Source organism: Nonomuraea sp. WAC 01424 (assembly GCF_003947315.1).
Classification (GTDB): Bacteria; Actinomycetota; Actinomycetes; order Streptosporangiales; family Streptosporangiaceae; genus Nonomuraea; species Nonomuraea spiralis.
Window position 1 is genome coordinate 249,109 of record NZ_QHHZ01000006.1, and the last position, 22,155, is coordinate 271,263.

General features: G+C 72.4%; 25 protein-coding genes and 1 pseudogene. 14 read left to right on the forward strand and 12 right to left on the reverse strand.

The window, feature by feature from the left end; translation table 11 throughout:
- Window positions 1–83 precede the first annotated feature (83 nt).
- Genes DMB42_RS18515 through hypE form a run of 12 tightly spaced genes read left to right on the forward strand, consistent with a single transcriptional unit; the run spans window position 84 to window position 9,208 of the window.
- Window positions 84–1,388, forward strand: a complete 1,305-nt coding sequence (locus tag DMB42_RS18515) for a hypothetical protein (protein ID WP_260477767.1) — start codon at window positions 84–86, stop codon at window positions 1,386–1,388.
- Window positions 1,385–1,891, forward strand: a complete 507-nt coding sequence (locus DMB42_RS18520) for a hydrogenase maturation protease (RefSeq protein WP_125636169.1) — start codon at window positions 1,385–1,387, stop codon at window positions 1,889–1,891. Before DMB42_RS18515 ends, DMB42_RS18520 begins: the two co-directional genes overlap by 4 nt.
- Window positions 1,884–2,237 (forward strand): hydrogenase maturation nickel metallochaperone HypA, encoded by a 354-nt coding sequence (locus DMB42_RS18525; RefSeq protein WP_125636170.1) that lies wholly within the window; start codon window positions 1,884–1,886, stop codon window positions 2,235–2,237. The genes DMB42_RS18520 and DMB42_RS18525 overlap by 8 nt, the downstream gene beginning before the upstream one ends.
- Before the next feature lie 47 nt (window positions 2,238–2,284).
- Window positions 2,285–3,325, forward strand: a complete 1,041-nt coding sequence (locus tag DMB42_RS18530; protein WP_125636172.1) for a hydrogenase expression protein HypE — start codon at window positions 2,285–2,287, stop codon at window positions 3,323–3,325.
- 33 nt (window positions 3,326–3,358) lie between these two features.
- Window positions 3,359–5,155: a nickel-dependent hydrogenase large subunit gene (locus DMB42_RS18535; protein ID WP_125636174.1), complete on the forward strand. Its 1,797-nt coding sequence runs from the start codon at window positions 3,359–3,361 to the stop codon at window positions 5,153–5,155.
- A gap of 10 nt (window positions 5,156–5,165) precedes the next feature.
- On the forward strand, window positions 5,166–5,714 hold the full coding sequence (locus DMB42_RS18540) for a NifU family protein (RefSeq protein WP_221762227.1): 549 nt from the start codon (window positions 5,166–5,168) through the stop codon (window positions 5,712–5,714).
- Complete coding sequence (locus DMB42_RS18545; RefSeq protein ID WP_125636177.1) at window positions 5,711–6,304, forward strand: DUF5947 family protein; 594 nt, start codon at window positions 5,711–5,713, stop codon at window positions 6,302–6,304. The genes DMB42_RS18540 and DMB42_RS18545 overlap by 4 nt, the downstream gene beginning before the upstream one ends.
- Window positions 6,305–6,314: 10 nt before the next feature.
- Window positions 6,315–6,524 (forward strand): hypothetical protein, encoded by a 210-nt coding sequence (locus DMB42_RS18550; protein ID WP_125636179.1) that lies wholly within the window; start codon window positions 6,315–6,317, stop codon window positions 6,522–6,524.
- 15 nt (window positions 6,525–6,539) lie between these two features.
- Window positions 6,540–6,653: a DUF6893 family small protein gene (locus DMB42_RS56365; protein ID WP_379478604.1), complete on the forward strand. Its 114-nt coding sequence runs from the start codon at window positions 6,540–6,542 to the stop codon at window positions 6,651–6,653.
- A 10-nt stretch (window positions 6,654–6,663) separates the two neighbouring features.
- Window positions 6,664–6,933, forward strand: coding sequence for a HypC/HybG/HupF family hydrogenase formation chaperone (locus DMB42_RS18555; RefSeq protein ID WP_125636180.1), 270 nt, complete (start codon window positions 6,664–6,666; stop codon window positions 6,931–6,933).
- A gap of 11 nt (window positions 6,934–6,944) precedes the next feature.
- On the forward strand, window positions 6,945–8,072 hold the full coding sequence (gene hypD, locus DMB42_RS18560) for a hydrogenase formation protein HypD (RefSeq protein ID WP_125636182.1): 1,128 nt from the start codon (window positions 6,945–6,947) through the stop codon (window positions 8,070–8,072).
- Complete coding sequence (gene hypE / locus DMB42_RS18565) at window positions 8,069–9,208, forward strand: hydrogenase expression/formation protein HypE (RefSeq protein WP_125636184.1); 1,140 nt, start codon at window positions 8,069–8,071, stop codon at window positions 9,206–9,208. Before hypD ends, hypE begins: the two co-directional genes overlap by 4 nt.
- Window positions 9,209–9,215: 7 nt before the next feature.
- Here the strand turns inward: hypE and hypF are convergent, their stop codons facing one another.
- The 8 genes from hypF to DMB42_RS18605 all read right to left on the reverse strand — a co-directional run bounded on the left by hypF (window position 9,216) and on the right by DMB42_RS18605 (window position 15,811).
- On the reverse strand, window positions 9,216–11,540 hold the full coding sequence (hypF, locus tag DMB42_RS18570; protein WP_221762228.1) for a carbamoyltransferase HypF: 2,325 nt from the start codon (window positions 11,538–11,540) through the stop codon (window positions 9,216–9,218).
- On the reverse strand, window positions 11,530–12,192 hold the full coding sequence (locus tag DMB42_RS18575; protein ID WP_125636186.1) for an SIS domain-containing protein: 663 nt from the start codon (window positions 12,190–12,192) through the stop codon (window positions 11,530–11,532). The genes hypF and DMB42_RS18575 overlap by 11 nt, the downstream gene beginning before the upstream one ends.
- The gene (locus DMB42_RS18580) at window positions 12,189–12,473 is read right to left on the reverse strand and encodes a HypC/HybG/HupF family hydrogenase formation chaperone (protein ID WP_125636187.1); all 285 of its coding nucleotides are present in this window, start codon (window positions 12,471–12,473) and stop codon (window positions 12,189–12,191) included. Before DMB42_RS18580 ends, DMB42_RS18575 begins: the two co-directional genes overlap by 4 nt.
- On the reverse strand, window positions 12,470–13,054 hold the full coding sequence (locus DMB42_RS18585) for an SIS domain-containing protein (protein WP_221762229.1): 585 nt from the start codon (window positions 13,052–13,054) through the stop codon (window positions 12,470–12,472). The genes DMB42_RS18580 and DMB42_RS18585 overlap by 4 nt, the downstream gene beginning before the upstream one ends.
- A complete protein-coding gene (locus tag DMB42_RS18590; RefSeq protein ID WP_125636191.1) occupies window positions 13,051–13,437 on the reverse strand; it encodes a helix-turn-helix transcriptional regulator in 387 nt (128 codons plus the stop codon). Before DMB42_RS18590 ends, DMB42_RS18585 begins: the two co-directional genes overlap by 4 nt.
- A 143-nt stretch (window positions 13,438–13,580) precedes the next feature.
- Entirely contained in the window at window positions 13,581–13,838 is a 258-nt protein-coding gene (locus tag DMB42_RS18595; RefSeq protein ID WP_125636193.1) for a hypothetical protein, read from the reverse strand.
- Between the two features lie 117 nt (window positions 13,839–13,955).
- Window positions 13,956–14,558 carry a cysteine hydrolase family protein gene (locus DMB42_RS18600; RefSeq protein WP_125636194.1) on the reverse strand — a complete coding sequence of 201 codons (603 nt, stop codon included), beginning with the start codon at window positions 14,556–14,558 and terminating at the stop codon, window positions 13,956–13,958.
- The gene (locus DMB42_RS18605; RefSeq protein ID WP_125636196.1) at window positions 14,555–15,811 is read right to left on the reverse strand and encodes an MFS transporter; all 1,257 of its coding nucleotides are present in this window, start codon (window positions 15,809–15,811) and stop codon (window positions 14,555–14,557) included. The genes DMB42_RS18600 and DMB42_RS18605 overlap by 4 nt, the downstream gene beginning before the upstream one ends.
- Before the next feature lie 269 nt (window positions 15,812–16,080).
- On the opposite strand from DMB42_RS18605, the gene DMB42_RS18610 reads away from it, so the two are divergent.
- On the forward strand, window positions 16,081–17,526 hold the full coding sequence (locus DMB42_RS18610; protein ID WP_125636198.1) for a multicopper oxidase family protein: 1,446 nt from the start codon (window positions 16,081–16,083) through the stop codon (window positions 17,524–17,526).
- A 93-nt stretch (window positions 17,527–17,619) separates the two neighbouring features.
- Here DMB42_RS18610 and DMB42_RS18615 read toward each other — a convergent pair whose 3' ends face one another.
- Together DMB42_RS18615 and gdhA are read right to left on the reverse strand one after the other, a co-directional pair.
- Window positions 17,620–18,375, reverse strand: coding sequence for a ZIP family metal transporter (locus DMB42_RS18615; protein WP_125636199.1), 756 nt, complete (start codon window positions 18,373–18,375; stop codon window positions 17,620–17,622).
- A gap of 121 nt (window positions 18,376–18,496) precedes the next feature.
- On the reverse strand, window positions 18,497–19,837 hold the full coding sequence (gene gdhA, locus DMB42_RS18620) for an NADP-specific glutamate dehydrogenase (protein ID WP_125636201.1): 1,341 nt from the start codon (window positions 19,835–19,837) through the stop codon (window positions 18,497–18,499).
- 158 nt (window positions 19,838–19,995) lie between these two features.
- On the opposite strand from gdhA, the pseudogene DMB42_RS18625 reads away from it, so the two are divergent.
- Window positions 19,996–20,091 (forward strand): annotated as a pseudogene (locus DMB42_RS18625) (HVA1 family protein); the annotation flags it as partial.
- A gap of 71 nt (window positions 20,092–20,162) precedes the next feature.
- Here the strand turns inward: DMB42_RS18625 and DMB42_RS18630 are convergent.
- Both DMB42_RS18630 and DMB42_RS18635 read right to left on the reverse strand, forming a co-directional pair.
- Entirely contained in the window at window positions 20,163–21,389 is a 1,227-nt protein-coding gene (locus DMB42_RS18630; protein WP_125636203.1) for an MFS transporter, read from the reverse strand.
- 59 nt (window positions 21,390–21,448) lie between these two features.
- Window positions 21,449–22,147, reverse strand: coding sequence for a GNAT family N-acetyltransferase (locus DMB42_RS18635; RefSeq protein ID WP_125636205.1), 699 nt, complete (start codon window positions 22,145–22,147; stop codon window positions 21,449–21,451).
- Window positions 22,148–22,155: the final 8 nt, after the last annotated feature.

Below are 22,155 nucleotides of genomic sequence, written 5' to 3' on the forward strand. Positions count from 1 at the left end.
GCGCCCACGTCGGTAGGTGAGTTCTGCACATACTGTGCGAAGTTACTTACTCTACGTGTCCATGTGTTGCTATACCGGTCGATGTGGGCCCGGATGACAGTTTCGACGCCGTTCGCGCGATCGCCGACGCGATCCTCTACGAGGGGTACCTGCTGTACCCCTACCGCCGCTCGTCCGGGAAGAACCGGGTCAGGTGGCAGTTCGGCGTGCTGGTCCCGCCGGTATGGGCGCAGGTCAGGGGGCTCAACGGCGCGGGCGTGGCGGGCTCGGCCGAGTCGTGGCGTCAGCAGACGGAATGCCTGCTCGAACCGGCCGGCGAGACCGCGATCGAGTTGCGGATCCGCTTCCTGCACCAGCAGCGGCGGCAGGTGTTGCGCCGCGCCGACGACGGCACCCTGAGCCCGGTCGACTCCCTCCAGGACGGCCCGCGGCTGGAGCTGAGCTTCGACGAGGCCGTCCCGCGCGAGTTCGACGTACGCACGAGCGCCGCCGAACTTCTCGCCGGCGAGAAGCGTGTCGCCGTCACCGTGCCGGCGGGGGAGGAGCGCGAGCCGCTGCCCGGCGGGCAGGTGCTGATCGAGCGCGCGGCGCTCCGGGCGACGGCCGTCGTCTCGGCCACGCCGTGCGAGACGCCCTTCCCGCTCCTGCGCCTGCGGTGCCGCATCGAGAACGACGACCCGTCCACCCCCGCCGACGCCACCCGCGAGGAGGCGCTGCGCGCCTCGCTGCTCAGCTGTCACACCCTGCTCGCCGTGCGCGGCGGCGCGTTCGTCTCGCTGCTCGACCCACCTCGGTGGGCCGAGGCGGCGGCGCGCGACTGCGTCAACGAGGGCGCCTTCCCCGTGCTGGCCGGCGAGCCGGGCAGCCGGGACGTGGTCCTCTCCTCCCCGATCATCCTGTACGACCACCCGCGGGTGGCCCCCGAGAGCCCCGGCGACCTGCACGACGCCACGGAGATCGACGAGATCCTGTCGCTGCGCACCCTCACGCTCACCGACGCCGAGAAGCGCGAGGCCAGGGCCACCGACCCGCGGGCCGCGGAGATCATCGACCGGGTCGAGTCCATGCCGCCCGCCGCGTTGTCCAGGTTGCACGGCACGATCCGCGCCGCCCGCCCGTCGGCGGGACCCGGCAGCGTGACGGTCGCCGGCGTGGAGGTGTCGAAGGGCAGCCGGGTCAGGCTCCGGCCGAGGCTGACCGGCACCGATCCCCAGGACATGTTCCTCACCGGCCGTACCGGCCTGGTCGAGGACGTCCTGCTGGACGTGGACGACACCCTGCACCTGGCCGTCACCGTCGAGGACGACCCGGGCGCCGACCTGCACCGCTGGTACGGCCGCTACCGCTACTTCACGCCGGACGAGATCGAACCGCTGGAGGCGTCATGAGTGCCGCGCGGAACGTCCTGGTCGCCGGGATCGGGAACGTGTTCCTGGGCGACGACGGCTTCGGCGTCGAGGTGGTCAGACGCCTGACCGGGACGGCGATGCCCGCCACGGCCGACGTCGCCGACTACGGCATCCGCGGCGTGCACCTCGCCTACGAGCTCCTGGACGGCCGCTACGACACGTTGATCATGGTCGACGCCGTACCGATCGACGGGCCGCCGGGCACGCTGGCCGTCATCGAGGCCGCGGACGGACCGGCGGGGGACGCCGCCGCGATCGACGGGCACGGGCTGCACCCGGACGCCGTGCTCAGGCTGCTGAGCCATCTCGGCGGCGGCGTCGAACGGGTGCTGGTCGTGGGCTGCCGGCCCGCGGTCCTGGACGAGGTGATGGGGCTGTCCGAGCCGGTGGCCGCCGCGGTGGACGAGGCCGTCCGCCTGGTCGCGGAGCTGGCCTGGCAGGAGGCGGCCGGAACGGCCGAGAAGGAGACCACCGATGCATGAACTGGGGTTGTGCGACGCGATCGTGGAGGCCGCGCTGGGACGGGCCGGCGGCCGCCGGGTGAACGCGCTGCGCGTCCGCGTCGGCGGGCACCCGGTGGACCAGCAGGTCATCGACCTGGGATTCCGCATGGCCGCCGCGGGCACCGTGGTGCAGGACGCGAGCGTCGAACTCGTCGCCGAACCGCTCCGGGTGCGCTGCGCGGGCTGCGGCGCCGAGCAGGAGGCGCGCGCCGCCACGGACCTCCTCGCCTGCCGCGGCTGCGGCGGGCTGGACGTGGAGAGCGTCACGGAGGAGAGCGTCGTGGTGGAGTCGATCACGTTCGAGCCGGCCGCCGGGACCACCTGACGGACCGGACGGGGGAACAGGCCGCCGACGCGAAGGAGAGAGGCGACATGGGCGAGCACACGAGCGGATTCGACGAGATGCACATCCTGTGGATCTCGGAGGGCATGAGCTGCGACGGCGACACCGTCTCCGTGACGGCCGCGTCCCAGCCGGCGATCGAGGACGTCGTCAACGGGCTCGTCCCCGGGCTGCCGAAGGTGCACCTGCACAACAAGGTCCTGTCGCCGACGGTGGGCGGTGAGGACTTCCTGGCCCCGTTCCGGGCCGCGGCGCGCGGCGAGCTGGAGCCGTTCATCTTCGTCATGGAGGGATCGGTCCCCAACGAGCGCATCAACGGGGACGGCTACTGGACGTCGTTCGGCAACGACCCGGAGACGGGCGAGCCGATGACCGTCAACACCTGGATCGACCAGCTCGCGCCCAGGGCCTGGGCGGTCGTCGCGATCGGCACCTGCGCCACCTACGGCGGCATCCACGCCATGGCGGGCAACCCGACCGGCTGCATGGGCCTGGCCGACTACCTGGGCTGGGACTTCCGGTCGGCCGGCGGGCTGCCCATCGTCAACGTGCCGGGTTGTCCCGTCCAGCCGGAGAACTTCATGGAGACCCTCACCTGGGTGCTCTTCCACGCGGCCGGGTCCGCGCCGCCGCCGCCGCTGGACGCGCTGCTGCGTCCCCAGTGGTTGTTCGGCAAGACCGTGCACGAGGGGTGCGACCGGGCCGCCTACTACGAGCAGGCCGACTTCGCCGGCGACTACAACTCGCCCAAGTGCCAGGTCAAGGTCGGCTGCTGGGGGCCCGTCGTCAACTGCAACGTGCCGAAACGCGGCTGGATGAACGGCGTGGGGGGCTGCCCGAACGTCGGCGGCATCTGCATCGGGTGCACGATGCCCGGGTTCCCCGACAAGTTCATGCCGTTCATGGACATGCCGCCGGGCGGCAGCCTGTCCTCGATGTTGATCAAGCCCTACGGGGCGTTCATCCGCCGCATGCGCGGCATCACCAACCACACCGCGAACACCGAGCCCAGATGGCGGCACAACCGTGACGCGCTGACAAGCGGCTTCGATCCGCGGTGGCGCCCGTAAGGGCCCGCCACGCCAGAGAGGACTCACCAGCACATGGCCATCTCCGAGCAGGAAGCCCCCGGGCGGGGACAACCGGGTCAGCTCGTCGAAAAGTCGTGGGATCCCATCACGCGGATCATCGGCAACCTGGGCGTCTACACGAAGATCGACTTCGCCAACCGGCGGGTCGCCGAGTGCCACAGCACGTCCTCGCTGTTCCGCGGCTACTCGGTGTTCATGAAGGGCAAGGACCCCAGGGACGCGGGCTTCATCACCAGCCGGATCTGCGGCATCTGCGGCGACAACCACACCACCTGCTCGGTGTACGCCCAGAACATGGCGTACGGCATCAAGACGCCGCCCATGGCCGAGTGGATCATCAATCTCGGCGAGGCCGCCGAGTACATGTTCGACCACACGATCTTCCAGGACAACCTGGTCTTCGTGGACTTCTGCGAGGCGATGGTCAAGGACACCAACCCGTCGCTGCTGCGGCGGGCCAGGACCACCGAGGCGCCGGGGGCGGCGATCCACGGCAAGCGCACGATCGCCGACATCATGGAGGCGTTCAACCCGTTCGAGGGTGACATCTACAAGGAGGCGCTGCGGGTCAGCCGCGTCACCCGGGAGATGTTCTGCCTGATGGAGGGCCGGCACGTACACCCCTCGACCGTCTATCCCGGCGGGGTCGGCACGATGCCGGAGCCGACCCTGTTCACCGATTACCTGTCGCGGCTGCTCGGCGTCGTGGACTTCGTCAAGAAGGCCGTCGCGCTGAACAACGACGTGTTCGACTTCTTCTACGAGGCGCTGCCCGGGTACGAGGAGGTCGGCCGCCGCAGGATCCTGCTGGGCTGCTGGGGCGCCTTCCAGGACCCCGGCGTGGTCGACTACCGCTACGAGACGATGAACGACTGGGGCAAGGCGATGTACGTCACCCCGGGCATCGTGGTGGACGGCGAACTGGTCACCAACAACCTCGTCGACATCAACCTCGGCATCCGCATCCTGCTCGGCAGCTCGTACTACGACGACTGGACGGGCGAGGAGCCGTTCGTCACGCACGACCCGCTCGGCAACCCCGTCGACATCCGCCACCCGTGGAACCAGACGACCCTGCCCGCGCCGCAGAAACGCGACTTCGACGGCAACTACAGCTGGGTGATGAGCCCCCGGTGGCTCGATCAGCGCACCGGCGACCACCTGGCCCTCGACACCGGCGGCGGCGCCTTCGCCCGGCTGTACGTCACCGCCCTGTCGGGCATCGTGGACACCCCGTACGTGAAGGCGACCGGCTCCAGCGTGCAGATCTCGTTGCCGAAGGGCCCGGAGCTCCCGGAGACGACCCTCGAATGGCGCATCCCGCCCTGGTCGAACGCCCTCGAACGGAACCGGGCCCGGGTGTACTTCGTCGCCTACGCGGCGGCGATGGCGGTGTTCTTCATCGAGCAGGCGATGCAGCGCATGCACGCCGGCGACACCCGGGTGTTCACCGACTTCACGGTGCCGGACGAGGCGATCGGCGTCGGTTTCCACGAGGCGGTGCGCGGCGTGCTCTCCCATCACATGGTCATCCGGGACGGCAAGATCGCCAACTATCACCCGTACCCGCCCACGCCGTGGAACGGCAGCCCGCGCGACAGCTTCGGCACGCCGGGGCCGTACGAGGACGCCGTCCAGGACATGCCCATCTTCGAGGAGAACGGGCCGGACGACTTCAAGGGCGTGGACATCATGCGCGCGGTGCGCAGCTTCGACCCCTGCCTGCCCTGCGGCGTGCACATGTACGTCGGAAAGGGACGCACCGTGAAGAAGCTGCACTCCCCGATGTTCGGCGCGAGCCATGGCTGAGCGGGACGCAGTGGAAGACAGGACGGCTGAGCGGGGCCGCCTCGACGACCAGGCCGTGGCCCGGCTGCTGGAACGGCTGGAGGAGACCCTCGGGCGGCTGGAGGGCATGCCCGGCCCGTCGGCGGAGGCGGCGCTCGACGCCGTCGCCATCCTGGCCGAGGTGTACGGCGAGGCCCTGTCCCGGGTCATGGACCGGGCCCCGGCGGGCACCGCCGTCGCCGCGGCGCTCGCCGACGACGAGCTGCTCGGCCACCTGCTGGTCCTGCACGACATCCACCCGGAACCGCTCCGGCGGCGGGTCGAGCGCGCGCTCGACGGGCTCGCCTCGGTCCTGCGCACCCACGGCGTCGAGGCGCGGCTGGCCGAGGTGACGGCCGACGTCGCGCGGGTGCGGCTGACGGGCGGCTGCTCGTCGGGCTCGGAGCCGGTACGGCAGGCGGTCGAGCAGGCGGTACGCGCGGTCGCGCCGGAGCTGGGCACGGTCGAGGTGAGCCGGGCGGCGCCGCCCGCCTTCGTCCCCGCCGAGGCCCTGCTGACCCGGCCAGGCGGCCCGGTGTGAGCACGACCGCGTACGGCCGCCTGCTCAGGCGTACGGCGGGCCGCCGGGAGGACGGCGAGCGCTGCGAACTGTGCGAGGCGCCCGTCCAGGGCGAGCACGCGCACGTCGTGGACGCGCGCTCGGCGGAGGTGATGTGCGCGTGCCGGGCGTGCGCGCTGCTGTTCACGCCAGAGAGCGACGGCAACTTCCTCCAGGTGCCCGACCGGCTGCAGCGGCTCACCGGGCTGCGGCCGGCCGACCTCGGCGTGCCCGTGAGCCTGGCGTTCTTCGTCACCAGGCCGGACGGCTCGGCCACCGCCCACTACCCGAGCCCGCTGGGCGCCACCCGCTGGGAGCTGGACGGCCCGGCCTGGCAGGCCATCGCCGGCCGCGCCGGGCCGCTGCGGACGATGCGGCCCATGGTGGAGGCGCTGCTGGTCAACGGCGTACGGGGGGCCACTGAGTGCTGGGTGGTGCCCATCGACGACTGCTATCGCCTGGTGGCCCTGGTACGACGTGAATGGAGCGGTCTGTCCGGCGGCGATCAGGTATGGGCAAAGATCGAGCAGTATTTCGCCCAGCTCGACGACACTCGGAGCCGGCCGGGGTAGGACCCGCCACATGGCACACATCAAGGTGGGCAAGCCCGACGTCGCGCCGGACGTGTCCGCGCACGTCAAGGGCGTCAGACAGGGCAACGACCCCGGAGCGCGCAGGCGCCGGCCGGGACACCACCGGGACGGCACCGCCGACGCCCGGCGCTCGACCGGGATCAGCCCCAAGAAGCACAACCCGATCCTGCCGGTCATGCCCAACCTCCCGCCCGGCTGAGAAGGGGAAGACGACATGCGGCGACCCGTCGTGACACTGCTGGCCGGGCTGGCCGGCGTGGTGCTCCTGAAGATGTTCTGGGAGGAGCTCCCATCACTGAAGCGCTACCTCAAGATCAGAAAGATGTGACCCCGAGCCGATGTGCCTAGGTATCCCTGGAGAGATCGTCGAACTCCTGCCGGACCGGTCCGACCTGGCCACCGTCGAGGTCGCCGGCGTCCGGCGCGCGATCAGCGTCGGACTGCTCGACGGCCCGGTCCGGCCCGGTGACTGGGTCCTCGTCCACGTGGGCTTCGCGATGTCGCGGATCGACGAGGCCGAGGCCGCGGCCACGCTCGCGCTGCTGAACGGGCTCGGCCCCGCCTACACCGACGAGCTGCAGGCGCTCGCCGAATCCGACATCACGTGAAAGGCGCCGGCATGCGCTTCGTCGACGAGTACCGCGACGCCCAGAAGGCACAGGCCCTGGCCCGGCGCATCGAGGAGCTGTGCGAGCCCGGCCGCCGCTACACCTTCATGGAGGTGTGCGGCGGCCACACGCACACGATCTACAAGCACGGCGTCGAGGACTACCTGCCGCCGAACGTGAACCTCGTGCACGGTCCCGGCTGCCCGGTCTGCGTGATCCCCATGGGACGGATCGACGACGCGATCGCGATCGCCCGCGAACCGGACGTGATCATGACCTCGTTCGGCGACATGATGCGGGTCCCCGGAGGCGACGGCTCCTTCCTGGACGCCAAGGCCGCCGGCGCGGACATCCGCATGGTGTACTCCCCGCTGGACGCCCTGAAGATCGCCCGCCAGAACCCCGGCCGCAGAGTCGTCTTCATGGCGATCGGCTTCGAGACGACCGCGCCGTCCACGGCGATGACCGTCCTGCGCGCCGCGGCCGAGGAGCTCGGCAACTTCTCCGTCTTCTGCAACCACGTGATGATCATCCCGGCGATCAAGGCGATCCTGGACTCGCCGGACCTCCGGCTGGACGGCTTCATCGGCCCCGGCCACGTCTCCACCGTCATCGGCTGCCGGCCGTACGGGTTCATCGCCGAGGAGCACGGCAAGCCGCTGGTCTGCTGCGGGTTCGAGCCGCTGGACGTGCTGCAGTCGATCCTCATGCTGCTGCGCCAGCTCGCCGAGGGGCGGGCGGAGGTGGAGAACCAGTACACGCGGGTGGTGCCGTGGGAGGGCAACGGCCGGGCGCTGGAGGCCATCGGCCGGGTGATGGAACTGCGCCCGTACTTCGAGTGGCGCGGGCTCGGCTTCATCTCCCACTCCGCGCTGCGCCTGCGCGACGAGTACGCGGCCCACGACGCCGAGCGGATCTTCCAGGTGCCGGGCGTACGGGTGGCCGACCCGAAGGCGTGCCAGTGCGGCGAGGTGCTGAAGGGCGTGCTCAAGCCGTGGGAGTGCAAGGTCTTCGGGACCGCGTGCACGCCGGAGACGCCGATCGGCACGTGCATGGTGTCCTCCGAGGGCGCCTGCGCCGCGTACTACAACTTCGGCCGCTTCACCCGCGGGCGGGCCAAGGAGGCGACCACGGCATGACCACCGAACGTACCGCGGGATGGGCCGAGCAGGCCGTCCGCGAAGCCGGGCAGCCGGCCGGGCCGGCCTCCCGCGAGGAGGAGGTGCTGCTGCGCATCGAGCGGGCCCGCGGGCGCAAGGCCCGGGTCAGGGAGGAGCGCGTCACGCTGGCCCACGGCGCGGGCGGGAGCGCCTCGCACACGCTGGTCGAGGCGGTGTTCGTCGAGGCGTTCCGCAACCCGATCCTGGAGCCGCTCGGCGACGGCGCCGTGCTCACCGTCAGCGGCTCGCGGCTGGCCTTCAGCACCGACTCCTTCGTGGTGTTCCCGCTGTTCTTCCCCGGCGGCGACATCGGGGACCTCGCCGTCAACGGCACGGTCAACGACCTGGCCGTGTGCGGGGCCCGGCCGCTGTACCTGTCGGCCGGTTTCATCCTGGAGGAGGGGTTCCCCATCGCCGACCTGCGGCGGATCGCCGCCTCGATGGCCGCCGCGGCGGAACGGGCCGGGGTCCGGGTGGTCACGGGGGACACCAAGGTCGTCGAACGCGGCAAGGCCGACGGCTGCTACGTCACCACCGCCGGTGTGGGCGTCCTGGAACGGGAGAGCGAGCTGACGCCGTCGGCGATCCGGCCGGGCGACGCGGTCATCGTCTCCGGGCCCATCGGCGAGCACGGCGTCACCATCATGATCGCCCGCGGCGAGCTGGACATCCAGGCCGACCTGGCCTCCGACACCGCGCCGCTGAACGAGGTCGTCGCCGCGCTGCTCGACGCCGTCCCCGGCGTGCGGGTGCTGCGGGACGCCACCCGCGGCGGGGTGGCCACCGTGCTCAACGAGCTGGCCAGGTCCGCGCGGCTCGGCATCGTGCTGGAGGAACGGGCGGTGCCGGTCCGCCCGGTGGTGAACGGCGCCTGCGAACTGCTCGGCATCGACCCCCTGTACGTCGCCTGCGAGGGCCGGTTCGTCGCCGTGGTCGACGGCGAGCAGGCCGACAGGGCGCTGGACGCGCTGCGCGCGCACCCCCTCGGCGCGGACGCCGCCGTCGTCGGCCGGGTACGCGCCGAACCGCCCGGCCTCGTGCTGCTCGACACCGCGTTCGGCGGCACCCGGATCGTCGACATGCTCGTCGGCGACCCGCTGCCGCGCATCTGCTGAGACGCGCTCACCCGTCCGCGTCGAGGGCGGCGGCGACCGCGGCCTGTCCCAGGCTGAGGCCGCCGTCGTTGGGCGGGACCCGGGAGTGGACGAGCACCCGCAGGCCCGCCGCCTCCAGGCCCGACACCACCCGCTCCAGCAGGACGACGTTCTGGAAGACGCCGCCGGACAGCGCCGCGTCCCGTAGACCGGTCCGCTCGCGCACCGCCAGCACCGCCCGTACCAGCACCCGGGCGAGCCCGTTGTGGAAGCGCGCGGAGACCAGCGGCCCGGCGGTGCCCGCGAGCAGGTCCTCCACCGCCCCGCGGACCAGGTCGGCGCCGGAGAGCACCAGCTCCCGCCCGGACGTCAGCGCCGCCGGATAACCGCCCCGCTCGTCCGGGTCGGCCAGTTGCTCCAGCTCGATCGCGGCCTGGCCCTCGAAAGAGACGCGGTCACGCAGCCCGGCGATCGCGGCCACCGCGTCGAACAGCCGGCCCGCGCTCGACGTGAGCGGCGCGTTCGTGCCGGTGCGGGCCAGCGCCGCCACGGCCGCCCAGCGTTCCCGATGCCGCCGGACGAAGGGCAGGTCAGGGGGCGCGTCGCCGTAGATCGCGTCGAGGTAGGCCACGCCCATGCGCCACGGCTGCCGTACGGCCGCCGCCCCGCCGGGCATGGGCAGCGCCTCCAGGTGGCCCGCCCGCTCGAAGCCCCGCAGGCCGGCGACCAGCAGTTCCCCGCCCCAGAGTGTGCCGTCGTCGCCCAGGCCGAGCCCGTCCAGGGCGACGCCGATCACCGGGCCCTCCTCGCCGTTGTCGGCCAGGCAGGAGGCGATGTGGGCGTGGTGGTGCTGCACGCCGACGAGATCGACGTCGTCGAGGCCGAACGCGTACTTGGTGGACAGGTACTCCGGGTGCGGATCGTGGGCGACGAGCCGGGGCCGGACGCCGAACAGCCGGCTCAGATGGCCGATCCCCTCCGTGTACGACCGCAGCGTCTCGTAGCCCTCCAGGTCGCCGATGTGCTGCGACAGGATCGCGTGCCGGCCCTTGACCAGGCAGAAGGTGTTCTTCAGCTCGCCGCCGCAGGCGAGCACGTGCCGGGCCGGCGGCCGTCGCAGGAGCAGGGGAACGGGCACGTATCCGCGCGAACGGCGGACGGGCAGCTCCCGGCCGCGGAACACGCGCACCACCGAGTCGTCGGCGCGGACGTGGATGGGCCGGTCGTGGGTGAGGAAACCGTCGGCGAGGCCGGACAGCCGTTCCAGGGCGTCCTCGTCCCGGTGCGCGATCGGCTCGTCCGACCGGTTCCCGCTGGTCAGGACGGCGGGAACGCCCAGCCGTACGGCGAGGAGGAGGTGCAGCGGCGTCGGCGGCAGCAACACGCCCAGCTCGCGGTTGCCCGGCGCCACCGAGGCCGCGACCGGGCCCCCGGGACGGCGCGGCAGCAGGACGACGGGCCGCCGCGGCCCAGCCAGCACGTCCTCCGCGCCCGGAGTGAGCAGGACCAGCTCGCGGGCCGCGGCCAGGTCGGCGGCGAGCACCGCGAACGGCTTGCCCTCCCGGTGCTTGCGGGCACGCAGGGTGCTCACCGCCTGTTCGTCGCCGGCCACGGCCGCGAGGTGGAACCCGCCCACGCCCTTGACCGCCAGGATCCTGCCCTGCGCCAGCCAGAGCGCCGCCGTCCCGACCGGGACGCCCGGCGCGGGGCGGCCGTCGGCGCCGAGCAGCCGCAGCGACGGCCCGCACGCGGGGCAGCACACCGGCTGCGCGTGGAAACGCCGGTCGGCCGGGTCGAGGTACTCCCGCGAGCAGCGCGGGCACATGCCGAACCCGGCCATCGTGGTGTTGCGCCGGTCGTAGGGCAGGTCCGTGATGATGGTGAACCGCGGCCCGCAGGCCGTGCAGTTGGTGAACGCGTAGCCGTGCCGGCGCGCCGCCGGGTCGATCGTCTCGGCCGCGCAGGACTCGCACGGTGGCGTGTCGGGCGGCACGAACACCTGGCGGACGCCCTCACCCCGGCTGGACACGATCCGGAACCCGGTCCCCGCGACGACCTCCGCGACGGTCCCCGCGACGACCTCCGCGACGGTCCCCGCGATGGCCTCTGCGTCTGTCACGGTGATGCGCTCGACCAGCGCCAGCGGCGGCGCCCGCCGTTCCAGGTCGGCGACGAAGGCCCGCAGCGCCGACGGCTCGCCCTGGGCCTCGATGAACACGCCCTCCGGATCGTTGCCCACGAACCCGGTCAGATCGTGCGTCCCGGCGAGCGTGCTGACGAACGGGCGGAATCCGACGCCCTGGACCAGGCCCTCGACCCTGACCCGGATCCGGCCGTGCCCCTCAGCCGTCACCGGCCGGCGCCTCCTGCACCAGCTCCCACAACACGTGGCAGAGGGTGGTCTGCGCCTCCTGGATCCGGTGCACCGACGACGACGGCACGACGAACAGGTGGTCGGCGGCGTCGTCCGCCGCCATACGTCCCCCGTCGCCGCCGGCCACGCCGACGGTCAGGGCGCGGCGGCGCCGCGCCTCCCGCAGGGCGTTCAGCACGTTCGCCGAGCCGCCGCTCGTCGACAGGCCCACGACGACGTCGCCGGGCCGGGCGAACGCGGCGACCTGGCGGGCGAGGGCCAGGTCGTACCCGACGTCGTTGGAAAGCGCGGTGACGACGGCCATGTCCGCCGACAGGCAGGTCGCGGGATGGGCCCGGCCGCGCGCGGGATGGGCGAAGAGCTGGGCGAGCGCCTGCGCGTCCGTGGCGCTGCCGCCGTTGCCGAAGGCGAACAGCCTGCCGCCGGACGCGAACGCCGCGGCCATCCGCGCCGCGCACCGCGAAAGGTCCTCGCCGTGCCGGGCGGCGACCTCCTCCCGCAGGGAGACGATCTCCCGCGCCTTGGCCACGCAGGACCGGCGCACCTCCTCCAGCAGGGCGTCCGGGTCGGTGGGCCGGACGTACAGGAACGGGTAGAGGGCCTCGACTCCGGCCCCTTCTGTGGTGCTCATCCGCATCCTCCTCCCACCGCGATGGCCTCGCCGGCGTGCACCAGGACGACGTCGCCCGGCCCGGCGTCGACCAGGGCCACGCTGATCTCCTCCGGACCGGCCTCGCCCTCCGCGATCGCCATCCCGTCGGGGAGCAGCTCCACGACGCGCATGGGCAGGGCGAGGTCCGAGCACGTCACGCAGACCCGGTCCCGCGGATCGGCCGTCGGGTCGGCCGTCGGGTCGGCCGTCGGATCGGTCGTCGGGTCGGTCGTCGGATCGGTCATCGGGTCGGTCGTCATCGGGCCGCCTCCGGCTGGTCGAGGAAGACGTGCACCAGCTCCCACAGCAGGTGGTAGACCGTCATGTGGATCTCCCGCACCACGAGCGGATCGCCGGACCGGGCGGCCAGGACGTGGTCCGCGACCGGCCCGCCCCCGCCTTCGCCCTCGGCTTCTCCGACCAGGGCGATCGTGAGCAGGCCGCGTTCGCGGGCCGCCCCCAGGCCGCGCGCCACCGCCGCGCGGCGGCCACCGGAGGAGAACCCGAGCGCGATGTCCTTCTCGGTGGCGAGCAACCGCACCTGGGCCGCGTACACCTCCTCGAACCCGAGGCTCCCGGCGACGGCGGTCAGGTGCGCGGCGTCATGGGACAGGGAGAGGGCCGGCAGGGCCCTCTTCCCGACGACGACCGGATGGACGAACTCCACGGCCACGTGCTGCGCGTCCGCCGAGCCGCCGCCGTCGCCGAAGACGAGCAGCCGGCCGCCGTCCGCGAACCGCAGCGCCATGGCCCGGCAGACCAGGGCGATCCGGGCGGCCTCCTCGGCGAGCGCGCCGCCAGGGGCGACCCGCCGGTCGAACGCCGACGACACAGGTGTCATCCACTGTCTCCTTGCCATGAGACGACACGGGAACGGGACGGGCCCGCGTCCGGCGGCCGGGGCTCCTCCCACAGGGCCACGCAGGTGTCCAGGACACGCCCCAGGTGCCGCAGCCGGATCATGGACGCCTTCAGGTCGCTCAGGCCCGAGGCGGTGATCTCGTACTTGCGGCGCGGCGGGCCCGCCCGTGAGGTGATCCACGAGGAGACCAGGAACTGGTCCCGTTCGAGGCCGCGCAGCAGCCGGTACACATGGCCGGGCTCCACCGCGGCCACGCCCAGGTCCGCCAGCCGGTCGATCAGGTCGTAGCCGTGGCCCGGCCGGTTCCAGATCAGGAGAAGCAGGATCGGGGAGAGCAACCCTCGCGTCTCGCCGCCCTCCATACGTTCTCTCCCGTCTAGACCAGCGCCGGATCCCACGAGCAGTAGATCGTCCTCGGGGGGCGATCGCGCGCGTCGCGCGCCGTCCTTGTCAACTTCTGGCAACAAGACAATCCAGGGGATAGGTATTCGATCCGGCCGCGCGTTCAGGCCCCGGCCACGATCCGGTACGCCCGGATCACGGTCTGCTCGACCGTGCCGCCGCCCGCGTCCACGGCCTTGGCGCGCAGCGAGACGTACCCGTCGGCGGCCGGGTGGAGCACCGTGACCGCGCCGTCGCGGACCGGGGCCGGCCGCCAGGTGACGCCGTCGTCGAACGAGGTCTCCACGGTGAGCTCGCGGGTCACCCGCGCGCCGCTCGCGGTCGCGGCCGAGCGCAACCCGGCCGTACGCGAGCCGGTCACGATGAGGGGAGGTCGTCGCCCGCCGCGGCCAGGGCGGACAGTGCCACCGCCACCGCCCCCGCGACCGGTGTGATTCTGTTTCTCATGCCCCTATTCCGCCGCGGACCCCGATGGCTTTCACCTCCGGCGGCTCTCGTGCAGGAGCGAACGCAGCCCCGCGGTGTCGACGATGTCGGCCAGCCCGGGGAGGACGCCGGTCATCAGGGTCTCGTGGACCCGCGGGTCCGGGTCGGCGACGCCGTCGGAGAGCACGTGGAGCCGGTAGTCGCGGTCGGCGGCGTCGGCCACGGTGGACAGTACGGCGCCGCTGGTGCTGAGGCCGGCGACGACCAGCGTGGTGATCCCGCGATCGCGCAGCCGCCGGTCCAGGTCCGTCGTGGACAGCGCGCCGCGGCGGGTCTTGCGCACGACGATGTCGCCGGGCTCGGGGGCGAGCCGGTCGTGGACGTCCGTGGCCGGATCGGCGTGGTGCAGGAGGCGCCGCTCGCCGAGGAGGGAGAAGGTCCTGTTGGCCGGCGGGATCGCCGCCCAGTCGGCTTCGGTGAACCCGAGGCGTACGTAGGCGACGGTGCCGCCGTGGGCCCGCATGACGGCGACGGCGTCCGCCACCCGCGACAGCAGCGCCTCCGGGCAGGGGAGCGCGGCCAGGATCGCCGGCTGGCAGTCCAGGACGAGCAGGGCGGCCGTCCGGGGGGCCAGCGTGGGGGAGGTGACGGTCATTTCTCTCCTTGAGGGGTTCCTTGGGTGACGAGGACTTCCGGGGACGCCGCCGCCGCGCGGCGGGGGAGCAGCAGCGAGGTCGCCAGCAGGAGCACGCCGGCCAGGGCGATGGCCGTACGCGCCCCGAGCAGGCTGCCCAGCACGCCCCACGCGGCCGTCAGCAGCGCGGTCGAGGCCCTGGTCGTCACCGCCCAGGCGGACAGCGTGCGGGCGACCCGCTCGTCGGGGGTGCGCTGGAGGCGGTAGGTGGCCTGGACGGGGTTGAAGACCGCGCAGCAGAAGATCAGCCCGAGTTCGACGGCCATCACCAGCAGCAGCCCGCCGCCGCCCGGCCCCACGAAGGCCAGGCCGACCGGCCAGAGCACGCGCAGCACCCCGGCCGCGACCAGGACCTGGTGTTGCCCGTACCGGGTGACGAGCGGCCGGGCCAGCCGCGAGCCGAGCAGCCCGCCGATCGCCGGCACGGCGAAGGCGAGGCCGTACTGCCAGGGCTCGAACCCGAGCTCGCCGAGCATCAGGACGGCCAGCAGCGCGTCGATGGCCATCACCAGGCCGTTGAACAGGGCGGTGTTGAAGAACAGCGGGCGCAGCGTCGCGTCGGCGAGGATGTACCGCCAGCCGTCGAGCAGGTCCCCGGCACGCATCCGCGCGGCCTTCGGGCGCTCCGGACGCGGCTCCGCGCCGCCGATCGCGCGAATGCCCAGGGCCGAGAGCAGGTAGCTGACCGCGTCGGCCGTGACCGTCGCCACCGGGCCGAGGAGCCCGATCGCGGCGCCGCCCAGCGGCGGGCCGATGATCGTGGTCGTCCAGGTCGTGGACTCGAACCGGACGTTGGCGACGAGCAGGTCCTCAGCGGGCAACAACGTCTTCAGGTACGCGCCCGAGGCGGCCCGGAAGGTGATGTCGGCCGCCGCGACGACGACCGAGACCAGCAGCAACTGCGCGAAGGACAGGACGCCGAGCGCGAACGCGGCGGGGATCGTCAGCAGCGCAGCGAACCGCGCCAGGTCCGTCGCGATCAGCACCGGCCGCTTGCGGCGGAACTCCACCCACGGGCCGAGCGGCACCGCCACGGCCGCGCCCACCGCCGCCCCGACCGAGGACAACGCCGCCACCTCCGCCGGCCCGGCGTGCAGCACCTGGACCGCGATCAGCGGGAACGCGCCGAAGGCGAGCCAGGTGCCGAGCGCGCTGGTCCCGTACGCCCCCCAGAGCCATCCGAACCGCCGTCCCAACCGGTGCCCGTTCCCCATGTCCGCCGCTCCTCGTCACTCGCCCGTACGACCGATCCGCGATCGGAGGCATCAAAGCGAGTACGACGCCCGGCGATCAAACAACCGCAGGTCGCCCGGCCACAACCGGCGGTTGTCCCCGGAGTTCGGGGCCGCGTGCGCCCGGCCAGAGGCGGGCGAAAACGCCTCGGTGGTCACGACTTGAGACCGAGGCGGCGCTCCGCCTAGCGTGGCACAGCGCTCTCCCGGCGACTCTCCGTTATTTTGCGAGGTGGACGGGGGGATCCACTATGGAAGATTCGCGCGGGGTCGTGACCCGCAGGTTGTTCGTCAGCGGCATGTTCGCCGCCATTGGCAGCGTTCCCGCGGTCGCCGCGGCGGCGTCCGAGGGCGGGGGCGCCACGGCGGCGCCGGGAGGCCGGGTGTTGCGGGCCAGTCCCGGCACCGTGGTCCTCGACGGGCGTGCCTTGCAGACCTGGGCCTACGACGGCCTGTTGCCCGGCCCGACCATCCGGGCGACGGCCGGCGGCACCGTACGGGCCAGGCTCGTCAACGACCTGCCCGAGGCGACCACCGTTCACTGGCACGGCATCAGGATCGCCCCGGCCATGGACGGCGCCCCCGGCTTCTCGCAGCGGGCCACCCAGCCCGGCGACACGTTCGACTACGTGTTCACCGCCCCCGACGCCGGCACGTACTTCTACCACTCGCACGTGGGCATGCAGAGCGACCGCGGCCTGTACGGCCCGCTCATCGTGGAGGACCCGGACGAGCCGCACTCCTACGACCACGAGTTCACGGTCATGCTCGACGACTGGCAGGACGGCGTCAACGGCAGCGCCGACGACGCGCTGCGGCGGATGAACACCACCCCGCACGACGTGACGCTCACCAGCCATGTCCTCGGCGGCACCTCCGGCCACGTGCGCTACCCGTACTACCTGGTCAACGGCCGCACCGCGGACGACCCCATGACGTTCACCGCGAGTCCCGGCGACCGGGTCAGGTTCCGGGTGATCAACGCGGGCGCCGACACCGCCTTCCGGGTCTCACTCGGCGGCCACCGCATGACCGTCACCCACGCCGACGGGTTCCCCTGTGAGCCCGTCACCGTGGACACGTTCGTGGTCGGGATGGGCGAGCGCTACGACTTCCTCGTGACGCTGGAGGCGGGGGCGTTCCCGCTGATGGCGATGGCGGAGGGCAAGGCCGGCAGGGCGTTCGCGGTGGTGCGTACGGCGCCCGGCGCCCGTACGCCGTCGCCGAACGGTCAGGTCCCGGAGCTCCAGCGGCGGATGCTGAGCTATCAGGACCTGCGGTCGCTGAGGGCGCAGCGGCTCCCCCCGCCGTCCAGGACCGTCACCGTCACGCTCGGCTGGCGCCAGCGCGTCGGCGGCAACGAGTGGACCCTCAACGGCCGCCTGGCCAAAGACCCGATGCGGCTGCGGGTCGACCAGGGCGAGACGATCAGGATCGTCATGCACAACGACACCCATATGTGGCACCCCATGCACCTGCACGGCCACACCTTCCAGGTGCTGACGAGCGGCGGCCGCGGACCGAGGAAGGACACCGTGAACGTCATGCCGCGCAAGCGCCTGAAGATCGACGTGCACGCCGACAACCCCGGCGAGTGGATGTTCCACTGCCACAACCTCTACCACCAGGAGCAGGGCATGATGGGCGTGTTCGGCTACGGCAAGGCCCCGCGCCGCCGCCACGACATGCACCACTGACCCGCCCGCCCGCACGGCGTGCAGCACGGCCCGTCCATCGGCCCGGCATGCGGCACCGGCCCGTCCGCCCCCGGCCGCGGGGGCGCCGGTCCGTCAGGTGCTCAGCCGGTCGATGGCGAAGGCCGACAGGAAGCCGACAGTGGTGATCAGGCCGGTGAGGACGTGCGCGCGTTCGAACGCCTCGGGGATCATCGTGTCCGCGACCATGGCCAGGATGGCGCCCGCGGCTACCGCCGTGATGACGGCGATGACGGCCGGCGAGACCGATCGCAGGGTCAGGTAGCCGACCGCGGCGGCCACGCCGCTGGCCACGGCGATGCCGCCCCAGACCCCCAGCACGTAGGACAGGCTGCGGCCCGCCCGTTTCATCCCGGCGGCGCTGGACAGGCCCTCGGGCACGTTGGAGATGAAGACCGCCGCCACGACGGCGATCCCGATCTCGCCGCCGTGCAGCAGCGAGAGGCCGAGCACCACCGACTCGGGGATGCCGTCGAGCAGCGCGCCGACGGCGATGGCGGCGCCGCTGCCCTGTACGTCGCCCTCGCCTGGCTGCTGATCACCCGAACGTTTGCGGTGCCGGGCGCCGTGGCGGGCCAGCCAGGCGTTGGCGGCCACGTAGGCGCCGGCCCCCGCGAGGAAGCCGGCGGCCGTGGGCGCGAGCCCGCCGGTGCGTTCGGCCTCGTCCATGAGTTCGAACGACAACGCCGAGATCAGCACGCCGGCGCCGAACGCCATGATCGCCGCGATCAGCCGCGCCGGGACCCGGAACAGCCAGGCGATGCCCGCGCCCAGGATCAGCGCGCCCCCGGCGACCAGGCCCCACACTCCCGCTTCCGCCCAGCCAGGCACGTCCCCGCCCCTCCCCGCTTATCCCTGCTTGCCCCAGTATCGCGGTCCGAGATCGTCCACGGGAGGCGACGGCGAACTCCGGGAGGCCCGATCAGGACGTCGGCGGCACCGGCAGGAGCCCCTAGATCAGGCCCAGGGCCAGCATGGCGTCGGCGACGCGGCGGAAACCGTCGACGTTGGCGCCGGCCACGTAGTTGCCCGGCATGCCGTACTCGTCGGCGGTCTGAAGGCAGCGGGCGTGGATGTCCTGCATGATCTCCTGAAGCCGGCGCTCGGAGAAGTCGAACGTCCACGAGTCACGGCTGGCGTTCTGCTGCATCTCCAGCGCGCTGGTCGCCACGCCGCCCGCGTTGGCCGCCTTGCCCGGCCCGAACGCGACGCCCGCCTCCAGGAACAGCTTGATGCCCTCCGGAGTGGTCGGCATGTTGGCCCCCTCGCCGACCGCGATGCAACCGTTGTCCACCATGAACGCGGCGTCCCGCCCGGTGATCTCGTTCTGCGTGGCGGACGGCATCGCCACCTCGCAGGGCACCTCCCACACGTTGTGGTCGGGCACGAAGACGGCGTGGCCGCCCCGGCGCTCCGCGTACGCGTCCAGACGGCCGCGCTCGACCTGCTTGATCTGCTTGAGCAGGTCGAGGTCGATGCCCTTCTCGTCCAGCACGTAGCCGGAGGAGTCGGAGCAGGCCACCACGACGCCGCCGAGCTGCTGGACCTTCTCGACGGTGTAGACGGCCACGTTGCCGGAGCCGGACACCACGACCCGCTTGCCGTCGAACGACGTGCCGCGCGCCTTGAGCATCTCGTCGACGAAGAACGTGCACCCGTAGCCGGTGGCCTCGGTGCGTACCTGGGCGCCGCCGTACACGAGCCCCTTGCCGGTGATGACGCCGGATTCGTAGCGGTTGGTGATGCGCTTGTACTGGCCGAACAGGTAGCCGATCTCGCGCCCGCCGACGCCGATGTCACCGGCCGGGACGTCGGTGTACTCGCCGATGTGCCGGTAGAGCTCGGTCATGAAGCTCTGGCAGAAGTTCATCACCTCGCGGTCGGAGCGGCCCTTGGGGTCGAAGTCCGACCCGCCCTTGCCGCCGCCGATCGGCAGGCCCGTCAGGCCGTTCTTGAAGATCTGCTCGAACCCGAGGAACTTGACGATGCCCAGGTAGACCGACGGGTGGAACCGCAGCCCGCCCTTGTACGGCCCCAGCGCGCTGTTGAACTCCACCCGGAAGCCCCGGTTGATCTGCACCTCGCCCTGGTCGTCCAGCCACGGCACCCGGAAGATGATCTGCCGCTCGGGCTCGCAGATCCGCTCGATGATCTTCGATTCGGCGTACTCGGGATGCTTGCCGAGAACCGGGCCGATGCTCTCGAGTACCTCCCGCACCGCCTGGTGGAACTCAACCTCGCCAGGATTGCGGCGCAGGACGTTGTCGTAGATCGACGACAGTTTCTCGTGCAACGGGCACTCCCTACATCACGGTTGCGATCCTGCTCACTTTACGATTTGGCATTTTGTCAGCCGCACGCGCCCTGGCCTGGACGAAGCAGACCGGTAAAGGAAGGTTTGCCTCCCGGGCCGCGTACGGGAGAAGGCCCGGGTAGCGCGTCGCCGCCTCGCCCGACGACCCGCAGTACGTCGTACGCAGCGACAAGAGCGGGCAGCAGGCCGTGCACAAGCCGTCGGCCCCGCGCAAGGGCAAGGGCACGAAGTGAGCGGCGCCGACCGGGACGTCGCGGCCGAGTTCGGCGCGGCCGGCGAGCAGCGGGACGTACGGGAGGGGCGCTCAGTCGTCGTGCGCGATGTGCATGAGCTGCCGCCACAGCAGTACCACGAACACCGCGGAACCGGCGAACGCGAACCAGAAGGGCGCCGCGACCCCGAACCGGGTGGCCAGGACGCCGCCGATCAGCGAGCCGACCACCAGGCCGGCGTAGACGCAGACGGTGTTGACGCTGCCCACCCGGCCCTGGAGCTCGCGCGGGACCGCGCGCTGGCGGACGGTGACCGAGGTCGTGCCCCAGATGAAGGCGTGCGCGCCGAAGGCCAGGAAGATAGCGCCGGCGACCCACGGCGAATGGGTCAGGGCCAGGCCCAGGTGGGTCAGCGTCTCGATGATGAGCCCGATCCGCATCAGGGCGCCGAGGCTCAGCCGGCGGGTGATGGTGCCGTACAGGGCGGTGCCGACCAGGCCGCCGATCCCGCTGAGGGTGGTCATCAGGCCGAACCCGATGGCGCCGAGGCCGAGCTGTTCCTGGGTGTAGAGGACGAGCACCGACCAGGCCGCGCCGAACGTGAAGTTGAAGATCAGGATGGTGAGCGCCAGCGTACGGACCGCGGCGTGCCGGAACGTCCAGCTGAACCCGGCCACGAGCTCCCGCACGGTGCCCGGCCCGCGACCGCCGGCCGGCTGGTCGCGCGGCGGCAGCGTGATCCGCGAGACCAGCACGATCCCGGCCAGCACCAGGAGCAACTGGCTCGCGAACGGCCAGGTCAGCCCCAGGCCGAACAGCGCCGCGCCGATCGGCGGCCCGGCGAGCTGGTTGAGCGTGATGAACCCGGTGCCCAGGCGGGCGTTGGCGACGACGAGGTCGTCCCGTTCGACCATCATCGGTGTCAGCGTGGCCGTCGCGTTGTCGGCGAACACCTCGGCTACGGCCCGGAGCGTGAGCGCCGCCAGCGCCGTCACCACGCTCACGGTGCCGGTCATCATGAGCACGACGAGCACCGCCAGCACCACGGCCCGTACGGCGTTCGCGACGAGCACGATCCTGCGCCGGTCATGCCGGTCGGACAGGACGCCCGCGTACAGGCCGAACAGCAGCGGCGGCGCCCAGCTCACCAGGGCCGACAACGAGATCATCAGCGGATCGCGGGTCAACGTCGCGATCAACAGGGGGCCTGCGGCGGCCGCGACCCCGTCACCGAGATTCGTCAACCAGCTGGAGGCCAGCAACCATCGGAATCCCGTACCCAGCCGGGCAGGCAGGACTCGCTCCACCACTGCGATCACGAGCGCAAAACCCTACGTTCGCGGAGCATCCCCGGCAACGGGTTTTTCCGGGCGGGCCGTCAGGGGGTGCGGAACCCGCGGAAGGTCACGGGCCCGCGGGTCTCGAAGCCGAGCCGTTCGTAGAGGGCGATCGCGCCGGTGTTCGCCTCCGCGACGTGCAGGAAGGGACGTTCGCCGCGGGCGACGATCCGCGCGACGAGGGCGCTGACCAGGCGGGCGGCGTGCCCTCGGCCACGGGCCTCGGGCGCGGTGCAGACGGCGCTGATCTCGGTCCAGCCCGGCGGCCGCAGCCGCTCGCCCGCCATCGCGACCAGCGCGCCGTCCTCGAAGACGCCGAGGTAGGCGCCCAGTTCGCGGGTACGCGGCCAGAACGGCCCCGGCTGGGTCCGCGCGACGAGATCGAGCATCCCCGGCACGCTCTCCGCACCGAGCTCGACCACGTCCCCGCTGTTCACGGCGGTTTCGGCGGCCGGGGCGCCGGTCCAGACGAGCTGGCGGCCTTCGAGGACGAAGACCGGCTCCCAGTCCGGCGGCGGGACCGCCGGGCGGCTGAACAGGTCGGCGAGCCGGTCCCGGCCGAGCAGCCGGGCCAGGTCGGCCCACTCCCGTTCGTCCGGGTCGGCGGACACGGCGGAGAAGGTCGCGACCTCCGCCTCGTAGGTGGCGGCGGCGCCGAGGCGGCGGGCGAGGTCGGCGTGGTGGCCGCGCAGCGAGGCGCCCACCGGGTCGTCGAGTGCGGTGGCGTCGGGGTCCGCCATGGTGGTGC

Coding starts and splice junctions, on each gene's coding strand:
- DMB42_RS18520 (WP_125636169.1), top strand. CDS start 1,385: ATGAGTGCCGCGCGGAACGTCCTGGTCGCCGGGATCGGGAACGTGTTC.
- DMB42_RS18525 (WP_125636170.1), top strand. CDS start 1,884: ATGCATGAACTGGGGTTGTGCGACGCGATCGTGGAGGCCGCGCTGGGA.
- DMB42_RS18530 (WP_125636172.1), top strand. CDS start 2,285: ATGGGCGAGCACACGAGCGGATTCGACGAGATGCACATCCTGTGGATC.
- DMB42_RS18535 (WP_125636174.1), top strand. CDS start 3,359: ATGGCCATCTCCGAGCAGGAAGCCCCCGGGCGGGGACAACCGGGTCAG.
- DMB42_RS18550 (WP_125636179.1), top strand. CDS start 6,315: ATGGCACACATCAAGGTGGGCAAGCCCGACGTCGCGCCGGACGTGTCC.
- DMB42_RS56365 (WP_379478604.1), top strand. CDS start 6,540: ATGCGGCGACCCGTCGTGACACTGCTGGCCGGGCTGGCCGGCGTGGTG.
- DMB42_RS18555 (WP_125636180.1), top strand. CDS start 6,664: ATGTGCCTAGGTATCCCTGGAGAGATCGTCGAACTCCTGCCGGACCGG.
- hypD (WP_125636182.1), top strand. CDS start 6,945: ATGCGCTTCGTCGACGAGTACCGCGACGCCCAGAAGGCACAGGCCCTG.
- hypE (WP_125636184.1), top strand. CDS start 8,069: ATGACCACCGAACGTACCGCGGGATGGGCCGAGCAGGCCGTCCGCGAA.
- DMB42_RS18575 (WP_125636186.1), bottom strand. CDS start 12,192: ATGAGCACCACAGAAGGGGCCGGAGTCGAGGCCCTCTACCCGTTCCTG.
- DMB42_RS18580 (WP_125636187.1), bottom strand. CDS start 12,473: ATGACGACCGACCCGATGACCGATCCGACGACCGACCCGACGACCGAT.
- DMB42_RS18585 (WP_221762229.1), bottom strand. CDS start 13,054: ATGACACCTGTGTCGTCGGCGTTCGACCGGCGGGTCGCCCCTGGCGGC.
- DMB42_RS18590 (WP_125636191.1), bottom strand. CDS start 13,437: ATGGAGGGCGGCGAGACGCGAGGGTTGCTCTCCCCGATCCTGCTTCTC.
- DMB42_RS18600 (WP_125636194.1), bottom strand. CDS start 14,558: ATGACCGTCACCTCCCCCACGCTGGCCCCCCGGACGGCCGCCCTGCTC.
- DMB42_RS18605 (WP_125636196.1), bottom strand. CDS start 15,811: ATGGGGAACGGGCACCGGTTGGGACGGCGGTTCGGATGGCTCTGGGGG.
- DMB42_RS18610 (WP_125636198.1), top strand. CDS start 16,081: ATGGAAGATTCGCGCGGGGTCGTGACCCGCAGGTTGTTCGTCAGCGGC.
- DMB42_RS18635 (WP_125636205.1), bottom strand. CDS start 22,147: ATGGCGGACCCCGACGCCACCGCACTCGACGACCCGGTGGGCGCCTCG.